Below are 15,577 nucleotides of genomic sequence, written 5' to 3'. Positions count from 1 at the left end.
GCCGGTGTGTCAGCGGAGCCGGGCCAGGTAGGCACCCGCGCGCCGGACCTCGGCCAGCCGAGCCTCCCAGGTGGCTCCGACGGTGACGAGCAGCGTGCCGGCCAGGCCGATCAGGATCCACGGATGGATCGCGCCCAGCCAGGGGGAGGCCTCGCTGAGGACCAGGGCGATGCCGACCAGGCCGCCGACGGTGATCGGTGCGCTCCACCGGAGCCTGACCCCGACCAGGATCACGACCAGCGCGGCCAGTCCGACCGCAGCTGCCCGCGGCGAGATCGGGTCGACCACGGCCCAGAGCAGGCTGGGCACCAGAGCCAGCGCCAGTCCTGGGGTGAGCGCCACTCGGGTGGAGGCGTCGGGGTTGCGGTACAGGTGCAGGACTCCGACGATGAGCAGGACGATGGCTGCAGGCAGCGTGTACGGCTCTGGCTCGCTGACCCCGATCTCGTGCAGCCGAACCCAGGTGGCCAGCACCAGCAGCGCGCCACCGACCCACCCGAACTGACGGCGTTCCACGTTGACCAGGGCGGTGGTGCAGATGATCGAGCCGAGCACCGTCAGGTGGATCGCAGCCCACGTCTGGCTGGCGACCGCTGCCTCGGTGGCGGCCACCGCAGCCACCGTGCCCGCGAACAACGCGGACACGTCCCCCGCCGGCCGCGGCCGGGCCACCACGATGGACCCCATCAGCAGCAGCGCCGGCACCGCGCGCCAGTGTGGATCGACCTCGGTCAGCTCACCGATGGCCCAGAAGAACCCGGCCAGCGCGGGGAAGAGCGCCAACTCCCCGCCGATCCGGCCAGCCTGGTCGCTACGGGTGAGCATCAGCGCCACCGAGACCAGCGCGATCAGTGCCAGCACCACGGCGGCCGTCCAGGCCGTGCCGATGGCAGGGACCAGGGCGGCGAGCAGCAGGGCGGCACCGGCCACCAGTCGGGGGTCTCGCGTGGAGGCCCAGCCGAGACTGCGACCGGGCACGTCGATGAGGCTGCTGCCCAGCGCCACCAGTGCGGCGACGGCCAGGTGCACGGTGACCCAGTTGTCGGCGGTCAGGTCGTGGGCCGGCTGCGCGTGGCTCAGGGCCGTGGCCAGGGCGACCAGTCCGGTGACGCCGGCCGTGGCGTCGGCGAGTGGTCGCGGCGCCAGGGTCACCGCCAGGCCGAGCGCCAGTACGACGGGCATCGCCCGGTGCTGGTCGGGAAGCGCGGCCAGTTCGGCCAACGCCCACAGCATTACGGCGATGGCGGGGTAGCCGACGAGCTGACCGAGCTGGGCCACCCGGTCGGAGCCACGCCACCGGCAGGCGACGGCGTACCCGGCCAGGGCGAGCATCACTGCGGCGGTGGTCTCGGCCGTTGCCAGGGCGGGGAGCGCGGCCAGGCCGAAGAGACCGAAGGTGACCGCCAGCCACCGGGAACGGTCCGGCCACGCCCACAGCAGCAGTACGACGATCACGGCGGCGAAGGCGGCCAGGACGGCGAGCAGTGGGGCGTCGTACAGCAGGAGTGAGGCGACCGCGACCCCGCCGACGATCAGCGCCGCCATCCCGGGCAGCCCGGTGCGGTCTCGCAGCGCCTCGCGGCCGGGCCTCAGCGCGGCGAGTCCGGCGACGAGGAGTCCGGCGACCAGCGGAGCCAGCAGCCACGGCGGGGTGAGTGGGACCAGATCGGTGCCGGTGGTCTGGGTGACCGGGCCCTGCCAGAGGGTGTCGGGCAACAAGGCGACGGCGCTGGTGATGGCCAGCTCGGCCAACGCGAGGCCCGGCACCACGGCTGCGAGCAGCATCGGCGGCAGCGCCGCCCTGGCCCACGGCAGTGGGGCAGCCCAGGAGACGACCGCCACCGCGACGAGCAGTGCGAGCCAGGTGGAGACGTGCACCGCGGCAGCCTCGTCGAGGGAGGGCAGTGCGATGATCCCGACGCTGAGTGTGCCGGCGACCGCCGCGGCAGTGAGTCGGAGGCCCCGGGGGAGTGCCACCAGCAGCGCCCCGGCCAGTGCGATGCCGGCCGCGACCAGGAGGGGCCAGACCTCGAAGTCGACCCACAGATAGTCGTGGGACAGCGCCCAGTCGGGGTCGTAGGAGCCGACACGGAAGATGCGTCCGAGCCCGTTGATCAGCAGCACCAGCCACCACACGAGTCCCGCGCCGGCCAGCATCGCTGCCGCCCAGCGCCGCTCGAGCCGCCAGGCGAGCCCGGCCACCAGCAGTGTGGCCGGGGCGCCCACGGCGGTGACTGCCGCGACGGACCAGTTCCCGGTGGCCAGGGCGCCGAGCACCACCAGCCACCCTCCGATGGCCGCGATCACCTCTCCGGCCAGGATCCGAGGCAGCCGGGTCGGGACCGCGGTGCTCGCGGCCCCGGCCAGGAGCAGGGCGAGGCCGGTCACCGACGTCGCCTCGGCTGCGGTGAGGTCTCCCAGCCATCCCGCGTGCCAGGCACCGACCACGTCGAAGGCCAGGAATCCCAGCGCCACGGTCAGCAGCGACTCCGCCCCCGCTCGCAGGCCACGCCTGGCCATCAGCAGGCTGCTGATGGCAGCGACCCCGGTGAACCCGATGAGGACGCCGGTGCGGCCGCCCACGCCGAGCAGTTGCCAGGTGACTGCCAGGAAGACCAGTGCTGCGACCAGCAGGCACAGGGCGCCGAGCCCGAGCAGGATCTTCGGGACCGACGCCGCGGCGAGCCCGGTGCGGCGCGCCGCCGCGGGGACGGGCGGCGCGGGTGCTGCGGGTGCGGGTGCCGCTGGTGCGGGCGCCGCGGGGAGAGGTGGTGCGGGGAGAGGCGGCGCGGTGGCCGGCGTACTCGGGGATGGCGAGGGCTGCCGCGGGACGGCCTCGGTGCGGAGCCTGCCCAGGAGTCGATCGGCATGGGTCAGGGTGGTGAAGAGCTCCTGGGCGGTGGTGCCGCGCAGGGGGAGGGAGCAGGCCGGGCAGGACTCGTCTGCTGGCGTGATCGGGCCATCGCAGTCGGGGCACCGAGACGGGTCGGCGTAGGTACGCATGGGCCCATTCACCCATGGATCGCCGACTCCTCGCAGCAGGCGCGACACCCACCCGGGCTGGGTACCCGTACTCAACCCGACTCTGGCCCGCCTCCGCGGTTCGGTGGTGGCCTCGATACGTCGGCTCGTTCCTCGCCGACACTCGACCACCGGAGCCCGCCCCTCCTCGCCGACACTCGACCACCGGAGCCCGCCTCTCCTCGCCGACACTCGACCACCGGAGCCCGCCTCTCCTCGCCGACACTCGACCACCGGAGCCCGCCCCTCCTCGCCGACACTCGACCACCGGGGCCGGTCGTTCCTCGCCGACACTCGACCACCGGGGCCTGTCCTTCGGTGGTCGAGTGCCGCCGAGCTTGCGAGGCGGTGTATCGAGGCCACCATCAGCGCGTCAAACGGGGTAGATTGCACCCACCAAACAAGAACCTGTTTCAGAAATGGAGACGAGATGGCCGCCAGCAGGGAGCAGATCCTGGAAGTGATCGAGCGCTACATCGATCGCGTCGCCCACGGGACCGCCGACGAGATCGTCGCGCTGTACGCCGAGGGCGCCACGGTCGAGGACCCGGTCGGCACGGAGCCGCTGACCACCCGGGCGCAGATCACCACCTTCTACAGCCAGTTGGACGGCCTCGAACAGGAGGGGCGGCTGCTCACGGCCAAGATCGCCGGATCCGAGGCGGCCTTCAGCTTCGAGCTCGTCACGATCGCCGGTGACCAGAAGTACACGCTGGCACCCATCGACGTGATGACCTTCGACGACGAGGCCAGGATCACCAGCATGCGTGCCTTCTGGGCCGGTGAGGACATGCAGGTCAGTTGAGGTTGACCGGCACCCGCCCCATCTGGGCATGATGGGGGCATGAGCAGCCAGGAGCCGACGGCCGTGTGGCCGTGCCTCAGCTATCGGGACGCGCCTGCCGCGATCGACTTCCTGACGGACGCTTTCGGCTTCGTCGCGACCACGGTCCTGACCCACGACGACGACCCGAGCGTGATCCTGCACGCGGAACTTCGGTGGCCGCCCGGCGGAGGGATCATGCTGGGCAGCACCGGCAAGGACGACTCGCCGTTCGGGCAACGCACCCCCGGCCACGAGCTCGTCTACCTCGTCTGCACCGATCCGGACGGCCTGCACGCGCGGGCGATCGGCGCGGGCGCCGACCTGGTCCGCGGTCTGGCCGACGAGGAGTACGGCTCGCGGGGTTTCACGGTGCGCGACCCCGAGGGCAACATGTGGAGCTTCGGGACCTACGCCGGCGAGCCGCTCGGCAGCTGAGCCGGCGCCGCCAGTTCAGTCGATGGGCCAATGCACCCATCGACGCCGATGAGCAGTTGGGTGTTCTGCCCGATGTGGGGCGCGGTACGCCGTACCTAGCGTCGGCGGCATGACCACACAACACATCGAAACCCTGATCATCGGCGCCGGCCAGGCCGGCCTGGCGACCGGCTACCAACTCAAGCAGCTCGGCCGTGAGTTCGTGATCGTCGACGGGATGGCCCGCATCGGCGACAACTGGCGGTGCCACTACGACAGCTTGACGCTGTTCACCCCCGCCAGGGCCAACGGCCTGGACGGCCTGCCGTTCCCGGGCGATCCCTGGCACTTCCCGACCAAGGATGAGTTCGCGGAGTACCTCGAGCTCTACGCCGTCAGCAACGACCTGCCGGTGCGCATGCAGACCCGCGTGGAGCGGCTCTCCCGCAGCAGCGACGGCCGGTTCACCGCCAACCTCGGCTCCGACGAGATCACCTGTGACAACGTCGTGGTGGCCACCGGCACCTTCGGGCGTACGGCGAAGGTCCCGGAGCTCGCGAGCACGATCGACCCCGGCATCCGACAACTGCACTCGAGCGAGTACCAGCGCCCCGACGACCTTCCCGACGGGCCGGTGCTGGTCGTTGGGGCGTCGCACAGTGGCTTGGACATCGCCTACGACGTGGCGGCGAAGCACCCCACCACGCTGATCGGGCCGGAGCGAGGCAACGTCCCCCTCGAGTGGGGCTCCGGGCGGTTCCGGCGGGCCTTCCCGGTCATCGAGTTCATGTTCAACCACGTTCTCACCCGGCGGACCCCGATGGGCCGCAAGGTGATGGCGAAGATCCGGCATCACGGGGCTCCGCAATTGCGCGTCAAGCGCCAACACCTCGGTGAGCGAGGCGTCGAGTGGATCGCCGATCACGTGACCGGCGTGGTGGACGGGCGGCCCTGCCTCGACGACGGCCGAAGCTTCGACGTGGCGAGCATCATCTGGGCCACCGGCTTCCGGCAGACCTATGACTGGATCGACCTGCCGGTGCAGGTCGAGGACGGCTGGCCCGTGGAGTACCGCGGCGTCGTCGAATCGATTCCCGGCTTCTACTTCTGCGGCCTGGCGTTCCAGTACTGCTTCGCCTCAGGCGAGGTCAACGGCGTCAGCCGCGACGCGGAGTACCTCGCGCGCCGCATCGCCGACCGCACTCCCGCCGCAGCGCCAGCGGTGGCATGACATCGACGGACGAAGCAGGAAGTCATGGAGCTCTCCGCCCGGGTGAGCCGACGCACGAGCGCCGCCTGAGCTGTGAAGGGTGGCCGCCCGCTCGCTCGGGCGGTTACGCTCGTGACGCGAAGGGATGATGCGCCATGAGCGTGCTCGACGACTTGCGTGAGGCCCGCGAGGCCTACGAACGTCGCGAATGGGTCGCGGCGTACGACGCACTCTCCGGGCTCGAAGCCGTGGACCTGACCCCCGACGACTTCGTCGCGTTGGCGAACGCGGCGTACCTGCTGGGTCGGCGCAACGACGTCATCCAGTCCCTGCAGCGCGCCTATCAGGAGTACCTCGACCGCGACGACGTGCCCGGCGCCGCGCGGGCCGCCTACTGGCTGGTCGCGACGCTCTGGGGCGGTGGTGAGGTCGCGGTCGGCAACGGCTGGCTCGCCCGCGCCCAGCGGCTGCTCGACGAGTACGACGGGGACATCGTGGAGCGCGGCTACCTGCAGGAACGGGTCACCTTCGGCCACGTCATGAAGGGAGAGTTCGGTGACGCGGTTGCCGCTGCCCCCCTGGTCACCGAGTACGGCCGCCGCTTCGGCGATCCTGATCTGCTGGCCATGGGGCTGCATGTCGAGGGGCGGATGACCATCTTCAGCGGCCGCGTCTCCGAGGGCCTGCGACTGTTGGACGAGGCCATGATCTCGGTGATCGCCGGCGAGGTCTCGCCGATCTACTCGGGAGTCATCTACTGCTCGGCGATCGAGGCCGTCCAGCAGATCTCCGATCTCGATCGCGCCGGACAGTGGACCCACGCCCTCACCGCCTGGTGCGACGGGCAACCGGGCCTGGTCGCCTACACGGGGCAATGCGCCGTGCATCGGGGGCAGCTGATGCGGCTGCACGGTGCGTTCGATGACGCGTTGCAGGAGTTGCAGCGAGCGATACGGCGCTACGCCGACGCGGGCGGCAGTGCCGCGGTCGGTGAGGCGTACTACGAGCAGGGCGAGGTGCTCCGCCTGCGCGGTTCGCACGACGACGCCGAGGCCGCGTACGACCGGGCGGCCGAGCATGGCCATGCCACGCAGCCCGGGCGCGCGCTGCTGTGGCTTGCGCGAGGTCGTCGCGATGCTGCCCTGTCCGCCGTCGAGCGGTTGCTGGCGGAGCGGCAGGACCCCGTGCATCGGTCGCAGGTGCTTGCCGCGGCGGTCGAGGTGATGGTCGACGCCGGCAGGGCAGAGGACGCCGCGCCGCTCGCTGCGCAGCTCAGCGAGCTCGGCACGGAGTTCGACTGTACGGCGCTGCAGGCGGCCGGAGCCCACGCGATGGCGCTGGTGGCGCTGGCTCGCGCGGAACCCGAAGCGGCCCTTCTCGCGGGACGACGGTGCACCGACGCCTGGAGCAGCCTGGATGCACCGTACGAGGTCGCCCGAGGGCGGGTGCTGATCGGCAGGGCGCTGCGACTGCTCGGTGATGAGCGGAGTGCGGTGGCGGAGCTGTGCGCCGCGCGGGACGGGTTCGCAGCGCTCGGGGCTTCGCCCGCGGCGCGTGCTGCCGATGACCTGGTGGGCGACACTGCGGTGCCCGCAGGGCTGAGCCCCCGCGAGGTGGAGGTGCTGCGCCTCGTCGCCGCGGGCCGGAGCAATCCGCAGATCGCGGTCGAGCTGGTGCTCTCCGAGAAGACGGTGGCCCGCCACCTGTCCAACATCTTCGCGAAGCTCGACGTGGGCTCGCGCACCGCGGCCGCTGCCTTCGCCTACGAGCACGACCTCGCCTGAGCCGGCACCGGCAGCTCAGTCGACGTCGGGGTCCGTGCTCAGATAGGCCAGCAGCACGGGCTCGTCCTGGCCCTCCCAGGTGCCGGTCAGCCTCGGGCACGATTCGTCGGGCTCCGGATGGTGGTCCAGCCTGCGCACCAGAACCGGGAGGACGCCCGCTGTGCCGCCACTGCCACGCACGTGTGCCGTCGTGGGACGGGGCTCGAGACCGCCGGGGGTGGCCACGAACTGCTCGGCTTGGGTCCCTCCGGTGCGGATCACCCGGGTGAGTTCGGCGGTGAAGACCGGGTCGCCTGCGGCGTCGTAGACCCAGCGGGTGCCCAGTACGGAGTGCTCGGTGGTGCCGACCAGGAAGTCCTCGGCCTGAGCCAACGGGGCGCCTCGGTAGGTGAAGGCGCCGTGGATCCGCTCGCCGGCCACGTCGAGGATCATCCCCTCCATCCCGACCTCGCCGGCGGGATCATCGAAGCGGTACGACGCCACCAGTCGTGGCTCGCCGACGACGTCGGCCGAGAGCCAGGGTTGGTCGGGCAGCCAGTCGGCGAGCAGAGCCAATTTGGGGGGCTTCATCGTCGCCCGGTGCAGGATCGCCATGGCGGCACCCTACTCACCCCGCGTTGCTCACCCCGGACTCGTCGAGGAAGGCTACGAAGCCTGGTCGACCTCGCGGTGCGTGGGCGGGTCGGCCCCCTGTCGGCCGCAGGTGATGGCGGCGATCCGGGCAGCGCGTTCGAGCACCGTGGTGAGCACGTCGTCGCTCGCTGCGGCCAGGTGAGCGGTTCGGTCGCCGCCCAGCAGATCGTGTCGCCGCAGGGAGTCGACCAGTCCGGCGGTGAATGAGTCCCCGGCGCCCACGGTGTCCACCACCGTGGTCGGGACCGCCGGGACGCTGATCCTGGCACCGGCGGCGGTGATCGCGACGGCGCCGGCCCCGCCCCGGGTCACCACCGCGACCGCTGGCCCGGCCGAGACCCAGTCGGCCAGTACATCCTCGGGATCCGCGCCCGGGTGCAGCCAGGCGATGTCCTCGTCGCTGGCCTTCACCACGTCGGCCAGTGCGATCAGTTCCCGCCACCGGGCTGCCACCGTCTGCTGCTCGCCGATCAGACTGGCCCGGATGTTCGGGTCCATGACGATGGTGCTGCGGCCGGTCTCCCGTTCTCTCACCAACAACCGGTGCAGCGCCGCGGCGCCGGGCTCACGGAAGACCGCGATCGAGCCGGTGCACAGCGCCTGTACGCCGTCCGGGAGGCGTGCGGGCAGGTCGGCGTCGGTCCAGCCGAAGTCGGCGGTCCCGGTGGCATAGAAGTCGTACGACGCGGCGCCGGCCGCGTCGAGGGACACCACCGCCAGGGTTGCCGGGTCGGAGGTGGACACGGCCAGATCGAGCCCCACCCCGTTGCCCGCCACATGCTCGCGGATCTGAGGGCCGAACCCGGACGCCGCGATCCGGCCCAGCAACTGGGTCCGGCAGCCGAGTCGAGCCAGGCCGACGGCCACGTTCGCGGGGGATCCGCCGGGCACCGCCCGGAAACTGCCGGTCGTCGTGTCCGGCACGAGATCGATCAGGGCCTCGCCGGCCACGGCCACATAGGACTCCATCGCCCACTTCTACCACTTGCCCGGTCACGCCTGGGCCGGTGACCGGTCAGTGGTGCCGGATGTGCTCCAGGACGATGTCGGCCTGCGCGCGGGCGCCGGCCGAGTTGGGGTGCGCCGGCACCGCGACCGCGACGTCGTTGAGGGAGACGATGCCCAGCCCCTCGACGTACCTGACGTGCGGCATCTGGCAGATGTCGTGGCCGACGGTCGGCGTGTAGGTGTCCACGAACTCGGCCCCGCCCTCCTGGGCTGCTGCCTTGACCATCGCGTTGAGCTTGCCGAAGCTCTCGTACAGGTAGCGCAGGTCCTCCTCGCTCACCGGGGCGAAGAGCGGGCACCAGCCCTGCTCCGGAATCGCGGCGATGTAATCGAGGACGAGGATCCGGGCGTTCGGCGCCAGGGCCCGGGTCCGGGTGATGGCGGCGACCACCTTGGGCTTGGCTGCCGCGATCTGCTCCGCGAGGAGGTCTCGGCCGCCGGCGGTGAAGTGGTCCTTGCAGCCGCCGACTGGGAGGTCGGAGCCGAGCATCGGGATGCTGAACGGCAGCGGCGGGAGCGGCAGCACGTCGGCGGGGTAGACGCCGAGCGTGGCGTCGATGCACTTCATCGCGCCGGAGGCGATGCCGGCGTCGTTGCCTCCGATACCGATGGTGACCAGGTCGGTGGTCGGGCTCAGCCGGTCGAACTGGGGGGCATTGGTGCCGCCGAGCGGCAGTGCCTGGGGGCCGGTGAAGTCGTCGGTGGTCGCGCTCCCGCAGGTGGCGTCCCGGTGCACCGGAATGCCCAGCTCGGCGGCGACCAGCTTCGGGTAGTTCACGTGGGACTGGGCGCAGTCGATGGGGGCGTGCTCGGTGGCCGGCGGTCCGTTCAGGTCGAAGAGGACCACGTCGGCCGACCACGAGTCGCCCAGGGAGACGTACTCGAGGAACCCATCACGCTGCACCGGAGCCGCTGCCTTCTTCGCGGCCGCCAGCCGCTCCTTCACGCGTGCGCACCGGCGGGCCGCCGTGCGGGCGCGTTGCCGTTGCTGACGGGTGACGGTGCGGCCCCGGTCGAGGCGCCGCTCGATGGTGCGGGCGCGCTTCCGGGCGGTGCCACAGACCCGCTTGCGGCGCTCGCGCAACTCGTCGATGTCGGCGCCGGATCGGGACGCGATGCTGGGCGACTCCGTCGCCACCCCGGATGCGGACAGTGGGGTGGTGGAGCCGATCAGCAGCGCGAGGACGCTGCCGAGCAGTGCGGTGAGGAGCAGTCGAGTACGCAACGGGGGCCGCCTTCCGGTTCTCCGGTCCCCTTGGTCAACGCCACAGGGCGGTCGGCGTTACTCGGGTCAGTCGACGCGGGGAGCGCGCAGCCGCCGGTTCGCGCGGCCACTGGCCCGGGCGACCAACTCATCGCCGTGGGTGACCCGCACCTCGAAGAGGTCCTCCTTGGGCAGCCGCTCGGCGACCCGCGCGGTGGCCACCAACGTGTCCCCGGGCCGGGCAGGCCGGACGTAGTCGATGTGCACGGCGCTGACCACCCCGGAGTGCTCGGCGTCGTTCGCGGCCGCGGCGAGCGCGATCCCGGCCAGCGAGAAGAGGAAGGAGCCGTGCGCGGTGCCGTGCGGATTCAGGTGGTGCTCGGCGACGGTGACGCTGGCTTCGGCGTGGCCGCCGCCATGTCCTCGTACGTCGATCTGGAGCAGGGCGGCGTAGGCGTCGGGGGCTGGTGTGGTGCTCATCGACGCGGATTCTGCCCCATCGGTGCGGCCGCGGGGTGTCCCGCTCACCTTGTGGCACACGCGAACGCCCCCGCCGGTGACCCGGCGGGGGCGTTGTCCGAAGTTCTTCCGAACCGCGGCGCTGGTGGGCAGGGGCGGGGTCGAACCGCCGACCTTCCACTTTTCAGGCGGACGCTCGTACCAACTGAGCTACCTGCCCCAGCGGAGAGAACCTTACCGCAGCCGTCGACGCATCCAGAATTCGGCCCCGGCCGCGTCGGTGGGGGCTGAATTGGTGACCCCGTGCCGGGGGACCTATGCTTGGCGGACGCGTCGCGCAGCGGCGCAGGCCCCCATCGTCTAGTGGCCTAGGACGTCGCCCTTTCACGGCGGTAGCACGGGTTCGAATCCCGTTGGGGGTGCGGCACCAGTGGTCCGGTTCGGGCGGCTGGCCCCGATTGGGAATCCCTCCCGGTTGTGGGCTAGGCTTCGCACGGTTCCGCCGGTGCACACCGGTGAAACACCTGGCCCCGTAGCGCAGTTGGTTAGCGCGCCGCCCTGTCACGGCGGAGGCCGCGGGTTCGAGTCCCGTCGGGGTCGCCATCCGGGCGCCACGCACTACGCGTGGCGCCCGCAGTCATTTCCCCGCGGTCATCCCCCGCAGTCACCACCGGGGCCGTGCGGTCGTTTGCAAGGATGGCGACATGCCCGTGCAGATGGACCGCCCCGAGTTCGAGGCTCTCGTCGAACGGGCACTCGACGAGATCCCCGACGAACTCGCTGCCCTGGTCAGCAACGTGGTGGTGCTGGTCGAGGACGAACCGCCCGAGGAGGACCCGGACCTGCTCGGGCTCTACGTCGGGATCTCGCTCACCGAGCGATCCGCCAACCACACCGGCCTGCCCGACCAGGTCTTCGTCTTCCGCAACCCGCTGCTCGAGATGTGCGAAGACGTCGACCAGTTGGTCGAGGAGGTGCGGATCACGGTCGTCCACGAGATCGCGCACCACTTCGGCATCGACGACGCACGGCTGCACCGACTCGGGTACGCCTGACGCTCAGGTCACCAGCGCGAACCCGGCGAAACAGCCCAGCAGGGCCCCTCCGAGCGTCGCCACGACGTACACCGTCCCGCGGCCGCGGCCGAGCGCATGCGCCTTCACCGCGAACGAGGAGTACGTCGTCAACGCGCCACAGAAGCCGGTGCCCAGCAACGCGGCCGCGTTCCCCTCCAACGCCAGCCCGGAGAAGACGCCGAGCAGGGTGGCCCCCACGACGTTGACCAGCAGCGTGCCGCGTGGGAAGTCGCCGTCCCAGAAGTGGCCGGTCAGGTAGCGCATCACCGAACCCGCGGCGCCGCCCAGCGCCACCAGGAGGAGGATCATTCGTTGCCCTCCTCGGCGTCGAAGACCGCCCGCTCGCTCCGGGTGGACCAATGGTCGGCCACCATCACCGCCGCCAGGCAGGCGCCCAGGGTGAGGGCCAGGTAGCCGGCTGCCACCGCAGCCTGCCCGCTGGCCACCAGCGCCCGGGCCTCATCGGTATGGATCGACAGGGTGGTGAACCCGCCCAGCAGACCGGGGCCGAGCCCCTGCGCCAACCAGGGGGTACGCCGCACCACGGCCACCGCTGGCAGCAGCGCCAACGCGAAGCAGCCCACCACGTTCACCGTCAACGTCGTCCACGGGAACGACGGCCCGGCGTCGCCGAGGCCGCCGGCCAGCCAGCGCAGCAGCGCCCCCACCGCACCGCCGACGGCCACCGCCGCCACCCCGAGGCGGGTCAGGGGTGGGCGCGTCACGGGACCTCCTGCTCGTCCTGATGGTCCTGCCACGGCCGCGGCTCGTGGCCGTGGCACTGTCGGGTGATCTCCCCGAAGTACCAGTCACGCAGTCGGGCCTGGGTGGGGTCGAGCGCCACGGCCAGCAGCCGCTCGGCCTTGCTGAAGTCATCGGCCAGCTCCAACAGCCCCCGCATCGTGGCCGCGGTGGTGGCGGCGTCCGGCGACACCCGCAGAGTCAGATCGACCGTCGGTTCACCGGCGGCGAGGGCGGCCCGGAGCCCGGCCGATGCCATCGGCGAGGGCACCTGGGTCTCGAACCGGCTGAACAGCGAGGAGAGTCGTCCGGCCAGCGGATACTCGGACCCCTGGGCGAGGGAGAGCAGTCGCAGTTCCCGCACCAGTTCGCGGTACTGCCGGGCGCTGGACACGAACAGGGCGACAGGCAGGCCGAGCAACTCGACCTCGATCGCCTCGGCATCGTCGGGCTCAGTCGCTTCGACAGGCTCGGCTTCGCTGAACACGGCACCGGTCGGCGGCGGCCCGGGATGCTCGCCGGCGGCGGGGACGAACCAGACGGACTTGCCTCCCGGCTTCGTCGTCGCCCCCCACGCGACCGACGTCATCGCCACCATCTGCAGGCCGCGGCCGAAGGTCGACAACTCATCGGCGTCGTGCAGCGGCGGCGGCAGTTGCGGCGGTCGCGGGGAGCCGTCGTGCACCTCGAAGCGAGGCAGTTGCGGGGTGCCGCCGACCTCCAGCACGATCGGAGGCTCGCCATGCAGCAAGGCGTTGGTGACCAGTTCGGTGATCGCGATCCGGGTGGAGTCGACCAACTCCGGCCGGCCGAGTCGTTCGCACACCTGAGCCGCCCACTGTCGGGCGACCGCCGCGCTCTGGGGGTCGTCATCGAGGGTCAGCGACATCTCGGACTCGGGCACGATGCCACTTTGCCCCCTCGCCGCCTGCACCTGTCCACTTCCTCACGTCGACCCCGATGTGCCTATGACCCCGGTCACTGCCCACAATAGGAGGCCTGGAGGCGCTGGTGGTGGAACCGGGCGCCCGGATCGTGTGGAAGGCAAGTGGATGACAGCCACGAACGACCGGCACAAGGTGGTCGTGATCGGGTCGGGTTTCGGTGGACTCTTCGGCACCAAGGCCCTGCGCCGCGCCGACGTGGACGTGACGATGGTGGCCAGAACCACCCACCATCTCTTCCAGCCGCTCCTCTACCAGGTGGCGACCGGCATCCTCTCCGCCGGCGACATCGCGCCGCCCACCCGCGAGGTGCTGGCCTCGCAGAAGAACGCCCGGGTGCTGCTCGGCGAGGTGACCCGGATCGATCTGGCCAACCGTACGGTCGTCTCGGAGATGCTGGGCCGGGAGACCGAGCTCGCCTACGACTCGCTGATCGTCGCCGCCGGGGCCGGCCAGTCCTACTTCGGCAACGACCACTTCTCCGAGTTCGCGCCGGGCATGAAGAGCATCGATGACGCGCTCGAACTGCGCGGCCGGATCTTCGGCGCCTTCGAGCTGGCCGAGATCGGCGCCACCCGCGGCGACAACGTCGACCACCTGCTCACCTTCGTGGTGGTCGGGGCCGGCCCCACCGGGGTGGAGATGGCCGGTCAGATCGCCGAGCTCGCACACCGCACGTTGAAGAAGGACTTCCGCGCCATCAACACGCGCACCGCGCGGGTGATCCTGCTCGACGCCGCCCCCCAGGTGCTGCCCCCGTTCGGCGCCAAGCTCGGCGAACGGACCAAACGCGAGCTCGAGAAGATCGGCGTCGAGGTGCGACTCGGGGCGATGGTGACCGACCTCGATGAGCGTGGCCTGGAGGTCCGCCACAAGGACGGCCGCACCGAACGCATCGAGGCGCTCACCAAGATCTGGGCCGCCGGTGTGCAGGCGAATCCGCTGACCCGCACCCTGTCGGAACAGACCGGCGCCCCGCTGGACCGGGCCGGGCGGATCGCGGTCAACCCCGACCTGACGCTCCCCGGCCACCCCGAGGTCTTCGTCGTCGGCGACATGATCAGCCTCGACAACCTTCCCGGTGTCGCCCAGGTCGCCATCCAGGGCGCCAAGCACGCCGCCAAGGAGATTCAACGCCGCCTCGACGGCAAGCCCGGACAGGGCCCCTTCCACTACTTCGACAAAGGGTCGATGGCGATCATCAGTCGCTTCCGGGCGGTCGCGATGGTCGGCAGGCTGCGGCTCACCGGTGTGGTCGCCTGGCTGATGTGGCTGGGCGTCCATCTCGTGTACATCACCGGCTTCAAGAACCGGGTCTCGGCACTGCTGAAGTGGGCGATCTCCTTCTTCGGGCGCGGCCGGTCGGCGCGCACGATGACGCTGCAGCAGATCTTCGCCCGGAACGCTCTGGCCCGCCTCGAACGCGGCGCCACCGACCTGGTCAGCAGGCCGGGGGAGTACGACGAGGCGCGCCGAGCCGAGCTCGAGGCGCAGGCGGCCGAGGAGGCCCGGCTCACCGATCAGGGTGCCCGCGGAGTGCCCGTGGAGCAGCGCTCGGCCGGCTGAGTCTCACTCGAAGGCCGTCGGCTTGGCGGCCGCCATCTGCTCCCGCGCCCAGCGCGGGAGCACGAACAGTCCCTCTGCTTCGACGGTGACGCCGTCCGCGTCACTCAACTGGCCGGCCACCTTGGTCTTGACGCCGTCACTGGAGACGACCCGTGCCTCGGCATGCAGCGCACCCAACGGCGTACCCCGGCGGTAGCGCAGCGTCAGGGTGGCGGTCATCCCCGGTGTCCCGCCGTCGGCGGCCGCCTCGCCGAGCACCTGGTCCAGCAGCAGGGCGCTGACCCCGCCGTGCACCAGGCCGGGCGGCCCCTCGTACGCGGCCCCCAGGTGGAAGTCGGCGTACACCCGGCCCTCCCCGGTCTGGTGGATCTCCAGCGGGGGTGCCACGGCGTTGCGGAGCCCGACCACCGCGTTGCCGCTGGCCCGGACGCTGCCGCGGCCGGTGGTGCGCACCCCGAACGACCCGGGGCTCTGTCGAGTGCGCAGCCGGGCGGTGATCGCCTCGATCTCCGCGGTCGCCCGCCGGATCTCCTCCGCGTCCACCTCGGTGCGGATGGTCGCGTCGACGAGCCCGCGCACCGCATCGGCGAACGGGCGGTGCAGAGCCTTCTCGGCGGCGATCTCGTCGTCGGTGAGCTCTTCGAGGGTGTAGTTCAGCATGCCGCCAGCCTACGACAGGTTGCAGAGCCCA

General features: G+C 71.4%; 15 protein-coding genes and 3 tRNA genes. 8 read left to right on the top strand and 10 right to left on the bottom strand.

Annotated features, from left to right (window positions below; all coding sequences use genetic code 11):
• Positions 1-9 precede the first annotated feature (9 nt).
• Positions 10-3,003 carry an SCO7613 C-terminal domain-containing membrane protein gene (locus JKG67_RS06135; protein WP_203336379.1) on the bottom strand — a complete coding sequence of 998 codons (2,994 nt, stop codon included), beginning with the start codon at positions 3,001-3,003 and terminating at the stop codon, positions 10-12.
• 448 nt (positions 3,004-3,451) lie between these two features.
• Between JKG67_RS06135 and JKG67_RS06130 the strand changes: the two genes are divergently transcribed.
• The 4 genes from JKG67_RS06130 (at position 3,452) to JKG67_RS06115 (ending at position 7,255) form a co-directional block, all read left to right on the top strand.
• Positions 3,452-3,826: a nuclear transport factor 2 family protein gene (locus JKG67_RS06130; RefSeq protein ID WP_203336378.1), complete on the top strand. Its 375-nt coding sequence runs from the start codon at positions 3,452-3,454 to the stop codon at positions 3,824-3,826.
• 39 nt (positions 3,827-3,865) lie between these two features.
• Positions 3,866-4,282, top strand: a complete 417-nt coding sequence (locus JKG67_RS06125) for a VOC family protein (protein WP_203336377.1) — start codon at positions 3,866-3,868, stop codon at positions 4,280-4,282.
• 109 nt (positions 4,283-4,391) lie between these two features.
• Entirely contained in the window at positions 4,392-5,492 is a 1,101-nt protein-coding gene (locus JKG67_RS06120) for a flavin-containing monooxygenase (protein WP_203336376.1), read from the top strand.
• A gap of 134 nt (positions 5,493-5,626) precedes the next feature.
• Positions 5,627-7,255 carry a helix-turn-helix transcriptional regulator gene (locus JKG67_RS06115; protein WP_203336375.1) on the top strand — a complete coding sequence of 543 codons (1,629 nt, stop codon included), beginning with the start codon at positions 5,627-5,629 and terminating at the stop codon, positions 7,253-7,255.
• Between the two features lie 15 nt (positions 7,256-7,270).
• On the opposite strand, the gene JKG67_RS06110 is transcribed toward JKG67_RS06115, so the two are convergent.
• The 5 genes from JKG67_RS06110 to JKG67_RS06090 form a co-directional block, all read right to left on the bottom strand.
• Complete coding sequence (locus tag JKG67_RS06110; protein ID WP_203336374.1) at positions 7,271-7,849, bottom strand: maltokinase N-terminal cap-like domain-containing protein; 579 nt, start codon at positions 7,847-7,849, stop codon at positions 7,271-7,273.
• A 51-nt stretch (positions 7,850-7,900) separates the two neighbouring features.
• Positions 7,901-8,857 carry a carbohydrate kinase family protein gene (locus tag JKG67_RS06105; RefSeq protein WP_203336373.1) on the bottom strand — a complete coding sequence of 319 codons (957 nt, stop codon included), beginning with the start codon at positions 8,855-8,857 and terminating at the stop codon, positions 7,901-7,903.
• Positions 8,858-8,903: 46 nt separating this feature from the next.
• Entirely contained in the window at positions 8,904-10,121 is a 1,218-nt protein-coding gene (locus JKG67_RS06100; RefSeq protein WP_203336372.1) for an SGNH/GDSL hydrolase family protein, read from the bottom strand.
• A gap of 66 nt (positions 10,122-10,187) precedes the next feature.
• Entirely contained in the window at positions 10,188-10,580 is a 393-nt protein-coding gene (locus tag JKG67_RS06095; RefSeq protein ID WP_203336371.1) for a PaaI family thioesterase, read from the bottom strand.
• A 122-nt stretch (positions 10,581-10,702) separates the two neighbouring features.
• Positions 10,703-10,779 (bottom strand) — tRNA-Phe (locus tag JKG67_RS06090).
• Between the two features lie 129 nt (positions 10,780-10,908).
• Here JKG67_RS06090 and JKG67_RS06085 point away from each other — a divergent pair.
• The 3 genes from JKG67_RS06085 (at position 10,909) to JKG67_RS06075 (ending at position 11,614) form a co-directional block, all read left to right on the top strand.
• A tRNA-Glu gene (locus JKG67_RS06085) sits at positions 10,909-10,981 on the top strand.
• Between the two features lie 104 nt (positions 10,982-11,085).
• Positions 11,086-11,162 (top strand) — tRNA-Asp (locus JKG67_RS06080).
• Positions 11,163-11,263: 101 nt separating this feature from the next.
• Positions 11,264-11,614 carry a metallopeptidase family protein gene (locus tag JKG67_RS06075; protein ID WP_203336370.1) on the top strand — a complete coding sequence of 117 codons (351 nt, stop codon included), beginning with the start codon at positions 11,264-11,266 and terminating at the stop codon, positions 11,612-11,614.
• Positions 11,615-11,617: 3 nt separating this feature from the next.
• Here the strand turns inward: JKG67_RS06075 and JKG67_RS06070 are convergent, their stop codons facing one another.
• From JKG67_RS06070 to JKG67_RS06060, 3 genes are read right to left on the bottom strand one after another with little or no spacing between them, the layout of a single operon-like run.
• A complete protein-coding gene (locus JKG67_RS06070; protein ID WP_203336369.1) occupies positions 11,618-11,944 on the bottom strand; it encodes a fluoride efflux transporter FluC in 327 nt (108 codons plus the stop codon).
• Positions 11,941-12,360, bottom strand: coding sequence for a fluoride efflux transporter FluC (locus JKG67_RS06065; protein ID WP_203336368.1), 420 nt, complete (start codon positions 12,358-12,360; stop codon positions 11,941-11,943). The genes JKG67_RS06070 and JKG67_RS06065 overlap by 4 nt, the downstream gene beginning before the upstream one ends.
• Positions 12,357-13,280, bottom strand: a complete 924-nt coding sequence (locus JKG67_RS06060; protein WP_203336367.1) for an ATP-binding protein — start codon at positions 13,278-13,280, stop codon at positions 12,357-12,359. Before JKG67_RS06060 ends, JKG67_RS06065 begins: the two co-directional genes overlap by 4 nt.
• Before the next feature lie 148 nt (positions 13,281-13,428).
• Between JKG67_RS06060 and JKG67_RS06055 the strand changes: the two genes are divergently transcribed.
• Positions 13,429-14,886 carry an NAD(P)/FAD-dependent oxidoreductase gene (locus JKG67_RS06055; protein WP_203336366.1) on the top strand — a complete coding sequence of 486 codons (1,458 nt, stop codon included), beginning with the start codon at positions 13,429-13,431 and terminating at the stop codon, positions 14,884-14,886.
• Between the two features lie 3 nt (positions 14,887-14,889).
• Here JKG67_RS06055 and JKG67_RS06050 read toward each other — a convergent pair whose 3' ends face one another.
• Positions 14,890-15,546, bottom strand: a complete 657-nt coding sequence (locus tag JKG67_RS06050; RefSeq protein ID WP_203336365.1) for a PaaI family thioesterase — start codon at positions 15,544-15,546, stop codon at positions 14,890-14,892.
• Between the last annotated feature and the right edge of the window lie 31 nt (positions 15,547-15,577).

The sequence above is a fragment of the Nocardioides limicola genome (genome assembly GCF_016827675.1).
GTDB classification, from domain to species: domain Bacteria; phylum Actinomycetota; class Actinomycetes; order Propionibacteriales; family Nocardioidaceae; genus Nocardioides; species Nocardioides limicola.
The sequence above is the reverse complement of the archived record's forward strand: the minus strand, read 5'-3'. Positions and strand labels throughout refer to the sequence as shown.